This is a genomic window from Pseudarthrobacter chlorophenolicus A6, from assembly GCF_000022025.1.
Taxonomy (GTDB): Bacteria; Actinomycetota; Actinomycetes; order Actinomycetales; family Micrococcaceae; genus Arthrobacter; species Arthrobacter chlorophenolicus.
Genome location: NC_011886.1, coordinates 2,918,041 through 2,930,721 on the forward strand (window position 1 = coordinate 2,918,041; position 12,681 = coordinate 2,930,721).

At 67.7% G+C, this 12,681-nt stretch carries 12 protein-coding genes; 4 read left to right on the forward strand and 8 right to left on the reverse strand.

Annotated features, from left to right (window positions below):
• Positions 1 to 77: 77 nt before the first annotated feature.
• Positions 78 to 1,601 (reverse strand): ATP-dependent DNA ligase, encoded by a 1,524-nt coding sequence (locus ACHL_RS13095; protein ID WP_015937767.1) that lies wholly within the window; start codon positions 1,599 to 1,601, stop codon positions 78 to 80.
• 63 nt (positions 1,602 to 1,664) lie between these two features.
• Here ACHL_RS13095 and ACHL_RS13100 point away from each other — a divergent pair, with 63 nt between their 5' ends.
• Positions 1,665 to 2,267, forward strand: a complete 603-nt coding sequence (locus ACHL_RS13100; protein WP_015937768.1) for a dihydrofolate reductase family protein — start codon at positions 1,665 to 1,667, stop codon at positions 2,265 to 2,267.
• A 140-nt stretch (positions 2,268 to 2,407) separates the two neighbouring features.
• Here the strand turns inward: ACHL_RS13100 and groL are convergent, their stop codons facing one another.
• Together groL and groES are read right to left on the reverse strand one after the other, a co-directional pair.
• Positions 2,408 to 4,018 (reverse strand): chaperonin GroEL, encoded by a 1,611-nt coding sequence (gene groL, locus ACHL_RS13105; protein WP_015937769.1) that lies wholly within the window; start codon positions 4,016 to 4,018, stop codon positions 2,408 to 2,410.
• A gap of 80 nt (positions 4,019 to 4,098) precedes the next feature.
• The gene (groES, locus tag ACHL_RS13110) at positions 4,099 to 4,392 is read right to left on the reverse strand and encodes a co-chaperone GroES (RefSeq protein ID WP_015937770.1); all 294 of its coding nucleotides are present in this window, start codon (positions 4,390 to 4,392) and stop codon (positions 4,099 to 4,101) included.
• A gap of 224 nt (positions 4,393 to 4,616) precedes the next feature.
• Between groES and ACHL_RS13115 the strand changes: the two genes are divergently transcribed.
• Positions 4,617 to 5,546, forward strand: a complete 930-nt coding sequence (locus ACHL_RS13115) for a DMT family transporter (RefSeq protein ID WP_015937771.1) — start codon at positions 4,617 to 4,619, stop codon at positions 5,544 to 5,546.
• On the opposite strand, the gene ACHL_RS13120 is transcribed toward ACHL_RS13115, so the two are convergent.
• The gene (locus ACHL_RS13120) at positions 5,474 to 5,851 is read right to left on the reverse strand and encodes a hypothetical protein (RefSeq protein WP_015937772.1); all 378 of its coding nucleotides are present in this window, start codon (positions 5,849 to 5,851) and stop codon (positions 5,474 to 5,476) included. The two genes, ACHL_RS13115 and ACHL_RS13120, sit on opposite strands and share 73 nt — an antisense overlap.
• 54 nt (positions 5,852 to 5,905) lie before the next feature.
• Here ACHL_RS13120 and ACHL_RS13125 point away from each other — a divergent pair, with 54 nt between their 5' ends.
• Positions 5,906 to 7,141, forward strand: a complete 1,236-nt coding sequence (locus ACHL_RS13125; protein ID WP_015937773.1) for a class I SAM-dependent methyltransferase — start codon at positions 5,906 to 5,908, stop codon at positions 7,139 to 7,141.
• Between the two features lie 3 nt (positions 7,142 to 7,144).
• Here ACHL_RS13125 and ACHL_RS13130 read toward each other — a convergent pair whose 3' ends face one another.
• Both ACHL_RS13130 and ACHL_RS13135 read right to left on the reverse strand, forming a co-directional pair.
• Entirely contained in the window at positions 7,145 to 7,963 is an 819-nt protein-coding gene (locus ACHL_RS13130) for a shikimate 5-dehydrogenase (RefSeq protein ID WP_279625920.1), read from the reverse strand.
• Between the two features lie 27 nt (positions 7,964 to 7,990).
• Entirely contained in the window at positions 7,991 to 9,718 is a 1,728-nt protein-coding gene (locus ACHL_RS13135; protein ID WP_015937775.1) for a glycoside hydrolase family 3 N-terminal domain-containing protein, read from the reverse strand.
• A gap of 102 nt (positions 9,719 to 9,820) precedes the next feature.
• Between ACHL_RS13135 and ACHL_RS13145 the strand changes: the two genes are divergently transcribed.
• Positions 9,821 to 10,972 carry a glutamate--cysteine ligase gene (locus ACHL_RS13145; protein ID WP_015937776.1) on the forward strand — a complete coding sequence of 384 codons (1,152 nt, stop codon included), beginning with the start codon at positions 9,821 to 9,823 and terminating at the stop codon, positions 10,970 to 10,972.
• 93 nt (positions 10,973 to 11,065) lie between these two features.
• Here the strand turns inward: ACHL_RS13145 and tsaD are convergent, their stop codons facing one another.
• Complete coding sequence (tsaD, locus tag ACHL_RS13150) at positions 11,066 to 12,157, reverse strand: tRNA (adenosine(37)-N6)-threonylcarbamoyltransferase complex transferase subunit TsaD (protein ID WP_015937777.1); 1,092 nt, start codon at positions 12,155 to 12,157, stop codon at positions 11,066 to 11,068.
• The gene (gene rimI / locus ACHL_RS13155; RefSeq protein ID WP_050767170.1) at positions 12,154 to 12,621 is read right to left on the reverse strand and encodes a ribosomal protein S18-alanine N-acetyltransferase; all 468 of its coding nucleotides are present in this window, start codon (positions 12,619 to 12,621) and stop codon (positions 12,154 to 12,156) included. Before rimI ends, tsaD begins: the two co-directional genes overlap by 4 nt.
• Positions 12,622 to 12,681: the final 60 nt, after the last annotated feature.

A 12,681-nucleotide genomic window follows, 5' to 3' on the forward strand; every position in this document is an offset into this window, starting at 1 on the left:
GTAGTGGCAGCGGCCCTGCCTAAGCGCCACCGTACGCCGGGCACCTGCGCCAGACAAGCAGTAAACCCACGGCCGGGTCAGGGGCGCAGCAGGGCCCGAAGGGTCTGGATGGTGTCGGCCTCGGCGGCGGTCTTGTCCTCGCGGTAGCCCTTGACCCGTGCGAAGCGGAGGGCGATGCGGCCCGGGTAGCGCGGGGACTGCTGCACGCCGTCGATGGCAATCTCGACGACGGTGACCGGCTCCACCCAGACGGTGCCGGCAGTGCGGCGCACCTCGATCTCCTGGAACCGCTTGGTCTGCCATTGCAGCAGCGCGTCGGTGAGGCCCTTGAAGGTCTTGCCCACCATCACATATCCGCCGGGTTCGCCGTACTCGCCGGCAGGGTCGAGGGCACCAAGGTGCAGGTTGGACAGCATCCCGGTGCGCCGCCCCGAACCCCATTCACACGCGAGCACCACGAGGTCGTAGGTGAGAACGGGCTTGACCTTGATCCAGTTGGACCCGCGCCGCCCGGCGGCGTACAGCGACCCCACCGATTTCAGCATGACGCCCTCATGGCCTGCCGCGAGCGCGTCCCGCGAGATCCGCCCGGCAACCTCCGGATCCGCCGTGATCTCCCCCGGAATCCGGTGGGCGGGGGCAATGGCTTCGAGCACCTTGATCCGCTCGGACAAGGGCTCATCGAGCAGGTCCCGGCCATCAATGTGCAGCACGTCAAAGAACCAGGGATGCAGAACCGTGGTCCGTGCAGCATCGGCGCCGAACCGCGACATGGTCTCCTGGAACGGCCGCGGGGCACCGTCCTCACCCAGGGCGAGGGTCTCGCCGTCGAGGATCACATCATGCACCGGAAACCCGCGCACCACCTCCACCACCTCGGGAAGCCTGTGGGTCACCTCGGCCAGGGTGCGCGTAAAAATTCGAACGTCCCCGCCGGACCGGTGCACCTGGATGCGGGCGCCGTCGAGCTTGTATTCCACGGACGCTTCGCCCGTCGTCTCCAGCGCTGCGGTGACGCTTGCCCCTGTCCCGGCGAGCATTGGCTGCACGGGCCGGCCAACCTTCAGGCCCACCGCATCCAGCTCCGCTGCCGTGCCGGTCAGCGCCAGCAGCGCCGTCGAGCCGAGGTCACCGGACAGCATCGCGGCCCTGCGGACGGCCTCGACGGAGCGCTCCGCCGCGCGCGCCACGGCATCGGTCAGGACACCTTCCAGCGCGCCCGTCCGCAGCTCGCCCAGGAGCACGCCGCCGATGAACGCCTGCTCCCGTTCGGTTGCCGCCGCGGTGAGCCCGCGGAGGGTGGCCGCGCGTTCGGCCGCCGAACCGGCTCCGGCGAGGGCCTGGAGCCGGTCCAGCGCGGCATCGAGGTCGGCGAGGGTGAGGCCGGGGTCCGCGGCAGGCTCTCCCATGGCCGCTGACATGCCCCGCCAGCCGACGCCCACCCGCCCCTGGCGGGGTTTGGCAGTCAGGAGTCCGACGGCAGCAGGAATGTCCGCGGGGTCGAGTCGCTTCAGCAGCTGGGCCAGGGCGTCCACCTTCGCCAGCCTGGAGCGGGTGGAGGCGACGGCGTCAGTGGTCCTCACAAGCTCGTCCAGCAGCATGGCAACAGTCTGCCACGCTGCCGGACCCTCGACAGGTGTGGAGGCTGGTTCCAGAATGGACGGATGGGCATCATCGTTGCGAACCTGTTCATCACCCTTGACGGCGTGTACCAGGCGCCCGGTGGCCGGGAGGAGGACCCAACGGACGGCTTCCCCTTCGGAGGCTGGCAGGCGCCGGTCTCCGATGAAGAGGCCGGGGCGGACATCGCCGCGGCCATCGACCGCATGGATGCCCTGCTCCTGGGCCGGAAAACCTACGACATCTTTGCCTCATATTGGCCGCACCAGTCAGATGAGATCGCCGGCGTGCTCAACCGCGTCCCGAAGTTCGTGGTGTCCGGGTCACTCACCGATCCCGGGTGGGAGGACACCACCGTGCTCCCGGACGCTGCCGCGGCGGGGCGGCTCCGCGGACAGTATGACGAGGTACAGATGTTCGGCAGCGGCCACCTTATCCGGTCACTGCTGGCCGCCGACGTGCTGGACCGCCTCCACCTGTGGCTCTACCCAGTGGCGCTTGGGCAGGGAAAGCGGTTGTTCGACGCCGGCACCGTCCCTTCCACGTTCCGCCTCGCCGAGCCGGTCCGTTCCTTTCCCAAGGGTGCGGTGTCGCTGGTCTACGAGCATGCAGGCGACGTTGAAACCCGGGAAATGGATGCCTCCTAGGCCCGGCGTTCCCAACCTCGCTTCGCTCGGCCAGGAAACCCTTGCGGCGTGGGCCCAACCCCTGACGGGACACAAAAAACCGGCCCGGCGGATGCCGGACCGGTTCTCTGTTGTGCGGCTTGACCCGCGGGACAACAGCCTTAGTGGCTGTGGCCTGCGTGCTCGTCCTCGTCGGCCGGCTTCTCCACCACAAGGGTCTCGGTGGTGAGAACCAGGGCAGCAATGGAAGCCGCGTTGCGGAGGGCAGCGCGGGTGACCTTGACGGGGTCAATGACACCGGCAGCTATGAGGTCCTCGTACTCGCCGGACTTGGCGTTGAAGCCGTGGTTGGCTTCGAGCTCGCCCACCTTGGCAACAATGACGTAGCCATCGAAGCCGGCGTTCTGGGCGATCCAGCGCAGCGGCTGGGTCAGGGCGCGGCGAACGATGCCGACTGCCGCGGCAGCGTCACCTTCGAGTGCCTTGACTGCAGGGTCCTCGTCCAGTGCCTTGAGGGCGTGGATGAGGGCGGAACCGCCGCCGGAGACGATGCCTTCCTCGAGCGCTGCACGGGTGGAGGACACGGCGTCCTCGATGCGGTGCTTCTTTTCCTTCAGCTCAACTTCGGTGGCTGCGCCAACCTTGATGACGCCGATGCCGCCGGCCAGCTTGGCCAGGCGTTCCTGGAGCTTTTCCTTGTCCCAGTCGGAATCGGTGCGGGTCAGCTCGGCGCGGAGCTGGGCAACGCGGGCGGAGACATCCTCTGCCGTACCGGCACCGTCCACGATGGTGGTGTTGTCCTTGGTGACGGTGATGCGGCGGGCAGTACCGAGCACCTCGAGGCCAACGGTGTCCAGGCTCAGGCCCAGCTCAGGGGAAACAACCTGCGCACCGGTGAGGGTGGCGATGTCCTGGAGCATGGCCTTGCGGCGGTCGCCGAAGCCGGGAGCCTTGACGGCCACAACGTTCAGGGTGCCGCGGATGCGGTTGACGATCAGCGTGGACAGGGCCTCGCCGTCGATGTCCTCGGCAATGATGAACAGGGGCTTGGAGCTCTGCAGCGCCTTCTCCAGCAGCGGCAGGAATTCCTGCACGGAGGAGATCTTGCCCTGGTTGATCAGGATGAGGGCGTCTTCGAGGACTGCTTCCTGGCGCTCTGCGTCGGTGACGAAGTACGGGGAAAGGTAGCCCTTGTCGAACTGCATGCCTTCGGTGAGGACCAGCTCGGTCTGCGTGGTGGAGGATTCCTCGATGGTGATCACACCATCCTTGCCCACCTTGCCGAATGCCTCGGCGAGCAGTTCACCCACCTCGTCGCTCTGGGCGGAGATGGATGCCACGTTGGCAACCTGGGTGCCTTCGACCGGACGGGCGTTCTCGAGCAGGCGGGCAGCCACGGCCTCAACCGAAACCTCGATGCCGCGCTTGATCTGGCCGGGAGCAGCGCCGGCGGCCACGTTGCGGAGGCCTTCCTTGACCAGTGCCTGGGCCAGGACCGTTGCGGTGGTGGTGCCGTCACCGGCAACATCGTTGGTCTTGGTGGCAACTTCCTTGGCGAGCTGTGCACCAAGGTTTTCGTAGGGGTCGTCCAGCTCGACTTCGCGGGCGATGGTGACGCCGTCGTTCGTGATAGTGGGCGCGCCCCACTTCTTGTCCAGGACGACGTTGCGGCCGCGGGGGCCGAGCGTCACCTTGACAGTGTTGGCGAGCTTGTCGATGCCGGCTTCGAGGGACCGGCGGGCAGCGTCGTTAAACGCAAGCTGCTTTGCCATGGTTGTGTCCTTTCAAGACAGAAACCCCGCGCAGCTGACCAGCATCAAGGCATGACCAGCGGCGCGGGGATCCGGAAGATTTACTTTACGACGATCGCCAGGACGTCGCGGGCGGACAGCACGAGGTACTCGGTGCCCCCGGTCTTGACTTCGGTTCCGCCGTACTTGGAGTAGATGACTACGTCGCCAACAGCTACGTCGACCGGGACGCGGTTGCCGTCTTCGAAGCGGCCGGGGCCAACTGCGACAACTTCGCCTTCCTGCGGCTTCTCCTGCGCGGAGTCCGGGATTAGCAGGCCGGAAGCCGTGGTCTGCTCGGCTTCGAGCGGGCGGACAACAATACGATCCTCAAGAGGCTTAATAGAGACCGACACTCGGACCTCTCCTTTTCGTCAGCAAATTCGTGGACTTGAAAGCCGTTTGCCGAGGCTGGCAACCGTCGTCGCGGTGCCGGCAGCAGCCAGGCTGGCAGCTCTTCATGTGTTAGCACCCTCCTCGGGAGAGTGCTAATGAAGACTCTAGGCGGGGGTTAGCACTCGGTCAAGGCGAGTGCCAGCCATTTCGTCATCGGAGAACACTTCGCCTGTAGATTGAACCGGTGCGAGCCGCCTTCTTCCTGATCCTTGCCACCCTGTTCTGGGCCGGCAACTTCGTGGTGGGCCAGGCCGCCGTCCAGTCCATGGCCCCGCTGCAGCTGACGTTCTGGCGCTGGACGCTGGCCGCCCTGCCGCTGCTGTTCCTTGCGCACATGGTGGACCGCCCCGACTGGCGGGCAGCCCTCCGCCATTGGCGCATGCTCCTGCTGCTCAGCGCACTGGGCATGACCGCCTACACGCTGCTGCTCTACAGCGCCCTTCAGCACACCTCGGCGCTCAACGCTTCCCTGGTGACTTCCGCGAACCCTGTCCTGATCATGGTGCTTGCCGCTGTGCTGCTGAAAGACAAACCGCGGCCCCTGGGCTGGATCGGACTGGCCCTTGGTTTGGCGGGCGTCCTGCTGGTCCTCACCGGCGGGCAGCTGCAGCGGCTCCTGACCTTCTCGCTGGGCGCCGGCGAACTGCTGATCCTGGCGGCCATCACCGTCTGGGCGCTCTACACGGTCCTTGCCCGCCGCGTGGCGGTCCCGGCCGTCACGTCTACGGCCCTGCAGGCGGCCATGGCGGCCGTTGCCCTTGCTCCTGTGGCCGCCGTCACCGGTGCTGGATTCCCGTCCACCCAGTCCGGGGCCTGGTCCCTGGCATTCATCGCCGTCTTCCCCTCGCTGGGGTCCTACCTGCTGTGGAACCTGGCGCTGAAGCGCACCGGCGCGGCTAATGCCGGCAACTACCTCAACCTAATTGCGGTCTTCACTGCGATCATCACCATATTGCTGGGCCAGCCCATCACGGCGGCCCAGGTTGCAGGCGGTGTCCTGGTGATTTCCGGGGTCCTGCTGACGGGGGCCGCCCAGCGCCCTCAGCGGCCCAAATCGTCGAAACCCACGTCCTCGCCGCCGTCGGAGGCGTTGCCCCGGTTACGGGCCCGGTAGAGGACCACGGAGGACGCGAGGACCACCAGCAGCGATGCCACCAGGAGGGCGATTCCCCCGGCCCTCGCACCGGAATACAGGCCGCGGATGTCCTGGGCTTCCTGCGTGTTGTCCTGGACGTTGTTGCCGCCCACCGAATATACGGTGGCGTTGAACGTGTCCAGGAAGAAAATGATGACCAGCAGCGCCAGGCACACCACCGCCAGTACGGCACCCACAATCAGGGCTGGCCGCGCGTACCTGGCCAGGCCCTGCGCCGGGCGCTGCTGTTCTCCGGACTGTTCGGGACCTGCGCTGTCAACCATGGGCTCAACACTATCGGCATACCGCCTCAGCCCCGGGGCACTACGCTGGAACGCATGGCTCACGCTCCCCAGGACCAGATTGCACCACTGCTGACCCCCGAAGGATGGGAGCTGCTGGCGTCGCTTGGCCCCTACACCGAGGACGGGTCCTTCGCCCTGAATGGTGAACTCCGGAAGGCCGGCCACAGCCCCGAACTGGTGTCCGCCGTGCTTACCCAGTCCAGGCTCCGCACGAAGGCCGAGGCGAAGTTCGGCGAGTTCGCCCGCCAGATGCTCTTTACCCAGGCAGGCCTGGAACAGGCCACAAGGCTGAACGTCGCCGCCCGGCATGCCCAGCGGTTCGCGGCCGCCGGGGTCAGCCATGTAGCGGACCTGGGCTGCGGGCTCGGCGCCGATTCCCTGGCCCTCGCCTCCCTGGACATAGCGGTTACGGCAGTGGAGCTCGATGAAACCACGGCTGCCTGCGCCACGGTGAACCTCATCCCCTTCCCCAACGCGGCTGTTGTGCACGCCGACGCCACCTCGGTGCCCCTGGACGGGGTGGACGGCGTCTGGCTGGACCCGGCCCGCAGGGTCACTTCCACGTCGGGCACCAGGCGTATCTGGGATCCCGAGGCGTTTTCTCCCCCGTTGTCCTTCGTGGAATCCCTCGCCGCGTCCGGGAAGGCCGTGGGCGTCAAAATGGGGCCGGGCATGCCCCACGAATCGGTGCCGCAGGGCTGCGAGGCGCAATGGGTGTCCGTGGGTGGGGATGTCACCGAAGTGGCGCTGTGGTTCAACACCGTCAGCCGCCCGGGGATCCGCCGCGCGGCCCTGCTCCTGGGACCGGAGGGAGCCGCCGAGCTGACCAGCGGGGAGGATTTCGGGCAGGGTCCCGAGGCTCCGGTGGGCCCGGCTGAGGGTTACCTGTATGAGCCGGACGGGGCGGTCATCCGGGCCGGCCTCGTGGCCGACCTCGCCCTCGAACTGCGCGGGCACCTGCTGGACGAGCACATCGCGTACATCTGCGCACCCGACCTTGCAGACACCCCGTTTGCCCGCGCCTACAAGGTCCTGCGGGTAATGCCCTACAACGTCAAGGCGCTGAAGACCTGGGTGAAGCAGGAAGGCATCACCGTCCTGGACATCAAGAAGCGCGGTACCGCGGTCACGCCGGAGGAACTCCGGAAGCAACTGCTGGGCGGGAAGGGCGCGGGCAACAGGAAAGGCGGCCGGGCAGCCACCCTGGTCCTCACCCGCATCGGCGAGGACCGTGTGGCCATCGAGGTGGAGCCGGTCAAGCCGGCGTAGGCGTTACTGCGCGCGGGTGAATTCCTCGGCGGCCCGCACCTGCTCCGCCGTGGGCCGCACACCGGTGTACAGCACGAACTGCTCCAGCGCCTGGATGGTGGCCACCTCGGCACCGGTGATCACCGGTTTGCCTGCGGCGCGCGCCGCCCGGACCAGCGGGGTCTCGGCAGGCAGTGCCACGACGTCGAAAACCAGCCTGGCGGCGTCGATCGCCTCCGCCGGGAAGGACAGCGAATCCGCTTCCGGCCCGCCGGCCATACCAACAGGGGTGACGTTGACAATCAAATCCGCCGTGCCGCCGTCGAGCGCTGCCCGCCAGCCAAAGCCATACTGTTCGGCGAGCGCCCGCCCCGTGGTCTCATTCCGCGCGATCACGGTGACGTCCCTGAAGCCCGCATCCCGAAGCGCCGCCACGGTTGCTTTCGCCATGCCGCCGGCGCCCTGGACCAGGACAGAGTAGTCCGTGGGCACCGCGTTGGTGGCCAGCAACTGCTCGATAGCCGTGTAGTCGGTGTTGTAGGCCTTGAGGTGCCCGTCCGTGTTCACGATCGTGTTCACGGAATCGATGGCCTTGGCTGAGGGGTCCATCTCGTCCACCAGCGCAATCACATCCTCCTTGTAGGGCATGGACACGGCGCAGCCGCGGATACCGAGGCCCCGGACACCGGCGATGGCCTGTTCCAGGTTGGTGGGCGCGAAGGCCTTGTAAATCCAGTTCAGGTCCAGCTGCCCGTACAGGTGGTTGTGGAAGCGCGTCCCGTTGTTGCTGGGCCGGGCCGAGAGGGAGATGCAGAGGGTCATGTCTTTATTGAGGATAGGCACCTGTCCATTAAACGCGGCCCAGCGAAGTTAGGGGCAGCCGCTGCCGGCAGGATAGGGCCCGACGGCGGCCGGCAGCTCTCCGGGGGCCGCCGCCTTTCCGGCCAGCACAGCGGCCAGGGCATCGAAAGCGGCGTCGGTCCGGCCGTACAGCGCGATTTTGACCGGCGCCGGGGAACCCTGCAACGGCCAAGGGGCGTCCAGGGTGACGGCGATGTCGCCGCCTGCCGGGGCGCCGCCGTATCCGATGAGGCTGACCAGGGGTCCGGAGCCCACGGCAATGCCTGCCCGGGCGGCCGCGGCTTCGAACCGTTGCTTGTCACCAGGTCCCCCGCCGGCTACCCGGACAGCTCCGGGGACGAGCGGCCCGCTGCAGCTGCCGGCCAGGATGGTGACGGCGGACCCGGAGACCTTGGCGGACAATGCTGTGCCGCTTCCTGCCGGGGCGGGCGTGGAACCCCTTCGCCCCTGCCAGATCATCATGGTGGCCACGCGCGTGGCGGCCTCGTCCAGCCGTTCCTTCGGCAGGGCACCGGAGGCCACGGCCTGGACGATTGCGGCGTGCGCCTGCGCGGCATCGGCCGGCATGAGGAGCAGGTCGGCCCCGGCAGCGAGGGCGGAAACGGCGGCGGAACCCGCCGGGTACTGCTTGGTGACGGCGCCCATGTTCAGAGCATCGGTCACCGCCACACCCCTGAAGCCGAGGCCACGCAGCGCGGCGTAGGTTTTGGACGAGAGCGACGCCGGGACCCCGGGTTCCAGCGCAGGAACGGCGATGTGCCCGGTCATCACCATGGGTAGGCCGGAATCGACGGCCGCCTGGAACGGCTTCCAGTCCCGGCCGCGCAATTCCTCCACGCCGGCGTTCTGGAGCGGGAGGCTAAGGTGCGAATCGGCGGTGACCGAACCGTGGCCGGGAAAGTGCTTGACGGTGGGAAGCACCCCGGCGGCCAGCATGCCCTGGGCGAATGACACGCTTTGCGTGGCCGCAGCAGCAGGGTCCCCGGACATGGACCGGGCGCCGATGGTGGGGTCTTTCGGGCCGATGGTGACATCCGCGTCCGGGGCGAAGTCCAGGTTGAAGCCGAGCGGGGCCAGCTCCCCTGCGACGCCCTGCCCGGCGTCCCGTGTGAGGGCCGCGTTCCCGGCGGCACCGTAACTCATGGGCGTGGGCCATTCGGTCAGCGGCGCTCCCAGCCTGGCAACGATCCCGCCTTCCTGGTCCACGCCGACGATGCCCGGCCACTGGTCACCGTCAGCGGCGGTTGCCCGGGAAAGCCGCTGGTTGACTGCCGTCATGGCGGCAATGTCCACTTTTCCCTGCGGGTCGCGGGGAACGTTGTCGCCCATGATGATGCTGCCTGCCAGGTGCAGCCGTTCGATGGCCGCTGCCTGCGCTTCCACCTGCTGGCCGCCGTAGGACGGGAGCAGGACCTGTCCGGCCTTTTGCTCGGGTGACATGGCTGCCACGGCCGCTGCCGCCGCATCCTGGTCGCGCTGCTGGGGGCCCCAGCCCAGGGGCCGGGAACCCGGATCCGGTGACGGGGACGCCGTGGTGGGGGCCGGCGTCGTACGCGGTGCTGACGAGGGCGTGCCGGTCGACGCCGATGCGGAAGCCGTCGGCGACGACGCCGGCGTTGACGGCGCAGGAGCGGGTGGCCCTGCCGTGCACGCGGCCAGGGCAACGACGGACAGGGCCGCGATCAGGGGGAGGGTTTTGTGGGTACTGTCACGCAGGCGCAGGAACGGGGACATCATTATGATGCTACCCCTGCGCTATAGACTTGAAACACCCGTTCGTTTGCCGGCACTTCCCGGAAGCGGCACCAGCCAGCGGCATCCCGGACAGTGAGGAAATGCGTGAAGATCGACTTCGCACCATCGAGGCAATCAACCCTTGGTGTTGAGTGGGAACTGGCGCTGGTGGACGGCCGCACCGGCGAACTTGCGTCCGTCGCCAATGAGGTGCTCCGCGGTGTCGCCTCCCGCCATCCCGAGCTGAACGAGGATGACGAACACCCCCACATCAAGCAGGAACTGCTGCTGAACACGGTGGAGCTGGTCACGGGAATATGCGAGACCGCTGCCGAGGCGAAGGAAGACCTCAGCCGCTCCGTGGCCGCCGTCCGGGAGATCACCGATCCCATGGGCGTGGAGCTCTTCTGCGCCGGAAGCCACCCGTTCAGCCCGCCGCAGCTGCAGCCCGTGACGGACAAGGCCCGCTACGCCAAGCTCATTGACCGGACGCAGTGGTGGGGCCGCCAGATGGTGATCTATGGCGTGCACGTCCATGTGGGCCTGGACCGCCGCGAGAAGGCCCTCCCGGTGCTTGACGGGCTGGTCAACTACTTCCCGCACTTCCAGGCACTGTCCGCGTCCAGCCCGTTCTGGGGCGGCGAGGACACCGGCTACGCCTCGCACCGTGCCCTGATGTTCCAGCAGCTGCCCACTGCGGGCCTGCCCTTCCAGTTCCCCTCCTGGTCCGAGTACGAGTCCTATGTCCAGGACATGTTCACCACCGGGGTGATCGACACCATCTCCGAGATCCGCTGGGACATCCGGCCGGTGCCGGCCCTGGGCACCATTGAAATGCGCATCTGCGACGGCCTGGCCACCCTGGAGGAAGTCGGCGCCATCGCGGCCCTCACCCAGTGCCTGGTGGACGAGTTCTCCACCACCCTGGACAACGGCGGCACCATTCCCACCATGCCGCCGTGGCACGTCCAGGAAAACAAGTGGCGCGCCGCCCGCTACGGCATGGACGCCATCATCATCCTGGACGCCGCGGGCAAGGAGCAGCTGGTCACGGACCACCTGCTGGAAACGCTGAACCGGCTGGAGCCCGTGGCGGCGAAGCTGCGCTGCCAGGATGAGCTGGCCGACGTCGAAAAGATCATCCGCCGCGGTGCCGGGTACCAGCGCCAGCGGCGCGTGGCGGAGGACAACGGCGGCAATCTGCAGGCCGTGGTCCTTGACCTGGTCAAACAGATGCGCAACGGGCCCACCGCCTGACTTCCTGCTTCACCCAAAAACACAGTTGCCCTATCAGATAAGGCTCCTAAACCAGTGGTTTAGGAGCCTTATCTGATAGGGCAACGGGGGTGGTCAGGCCGGGAGGGAGACCGAGGTGACGGGCATCGAGGAGTCCGGCGCGAAGCCGATCCCACTGGGTTCGGCGCCCGCCATGACCAGCTGTGCACCCAAGGCGGCCACCATTGCCCCGTTGTCCGTGCACAGGTCCAGCGGCGGGACGTGCAGCCGGATCCCGGCGGACGCGCAGCGCTGCCCGGTCAGTTCCCGGAGCCTTGAGTTGGCGGCCACGCCGCCGCCCAGCAGCACGTCCTTGATGCCGTGCTCCCTGCAGGCGAGCACGGCCTTTGACGAGATAACGTCCACCACCGCTTCCTGGAAGGCCGCGGCGATGTCAGCCACGGGGATCTCCTCACCCTTGGCTTCGAACTGTTCCACGCACCGGGCCACTGCGGTCTTCAGCCCGCTGAAGGACCAGTCATAGCGGTGCTTGCCCGGTTCGTCGGCCGTTCCCATGTACTTGGGCTGGCTGAGGCCGCGCGGGAAGCGGATCGCTTTGGGGTTGCCGGTACGGGCCACCCTGTCGATGGCGGGGCCGCCCGGGTAGCCGAGGCCCAGGATGCGGGCCACCTTGTCGTAGGCCTCGCCGGCGGCGTCATCGATGGTGGAACCCAGGAGTTCCACGTCGCTGGTGATGCTGTTGATCCGGAGGATTTCGGTGTGGCCGCCGGAGACCAGCAGGGCGCCGAGGTTCTCGGGCAGGGCCTGCTGCTTTCCGGTTGCCCGGTCATCCAGGAGTCCCACGCCCACATGGGCCACCAGGTGGTTGATGGCGTACAGCGGTTTGCCGGTGGCCACGGCCAGGGCCTTCGCGGCGCAGACTCCCACCATCAGCGCACCGGCCAGGCCCGGGCCCGATGTGACGGCGATGGCATCGACGTCATCCAGGGTGGCACCGGCCTCCGCGAGCGCCTGTTCCAGGGTGGGGACAAAGGCGTCCAGGTGGGCGCGGGAGGCGATTTCGGGGATGACGCCGCCGAACCGGACATGCTCGTCCATCGATGAGGACACCGTGTTGGCCAGCAGCGTAGTTCCCCGGACCACGCCGACGCCTGTTTCGTCGCAGGAGGATTCGATGCCCAGCACCAGCGGCTGCGTGCGGTTCATGGCCGGATTCCTTTGCTTGGGGATTCTGTTTCTGTCTCCGGCACCAGCGCGAGCCGCATGATCAGGGCGTCCACGCCGTCGCGGTAGTAGCGGGGCCGGACGTGGATCTGTTGGAAGCCGAAACGGAGGTACAGCCGCTGGGCGCGGGGGTTGTCGGCGCGCACCTCCAGCAGCACGTCCGCGGCACTCCGCCGCCGGGCCTCTTCGATCAGTTCGGTGAGCAGCGTGCTGCCGATGCCGCGCCCTTCACGGTGGGGTACGACGGCGATCGTCTGGACGTCCGCGATGGGTTCAATGCACATGAGCCCGGCGTAACCGACGATGCCGTCCGGCCCTTCGGCCACCAGGTAGCGGCGGGTTTCCGGCTGGGCCAGTTCGTCGAAGAACATCTGCACGGGCCAGGCGTCTACGGGAAACAGCTCCTGCTCGAGGGCGCTGACGGCGGGGACGTCGGCCTCCGTCATGTCCCGGATGGCGACACCGTCCAGCGCGGCGGGCCGGGGCTCCGGATTCCCTTCCGGTCC

Bases quoted from the DNA above. Each gene is read 5' to 3' on its own strand.
- ACHL_RS13095 (WP_015937767.1), bottom strand. From the start codon at position 1,601: ATGCTGCTGGACGAGCTTGTGAGGACCACTGACGCCGTCGCCTCCACC.
- ACHL_RS13100 (WP_015937768.1), top strand. From the start codon at position 1,665: ATGGGCATCATCGTTGCGAACCTGTTCATCACCCTTGACGGCGTGTAC.
- groL (WP_015937769.1), bottom strand. From the start codon at position 4,018: ATGGCAAAGCAGCTTGCGTTTAACGACGCTGCCCGCCGGTCCCTCGAA.
- ACHL_RS13120 (WP_015937772.1), bottom strand. From the start codon at position 5,851: ATGGTTGACAGCGCAGGTCCCGAACAGTCCGGAGAACAGCAGCGCCCG.
- ACHL_RS13125 (WP_015937773.1), top strand. From the start codon at position 5,906: ATGGCTCACGCTCCCCAGGACCAGATTGCACCACTGCTGACCCCCGAA.
- ACHL_RS13135 (WP_015937775.1), bottom strand. From the start codon at position 9,718: ATGATGTCCCCGTTCCTGCGCCTGCGTGACAGTACCCACAAAACCCTC.
- tsaD (WP_015937777.1), bottom strand. From the start codon at position 12,157: ATGAACCGCACGCAGCCGCTGGTGCTGGGCATCGAATCCTCCTGCGAC.
- rimI (WP_050767170.1), bottom strand. From the start codon at position 12,621: ATGACGGAGGCCGACGTCCCCGCCGTCAGCGCCCTCGAGCAGGAGCTG.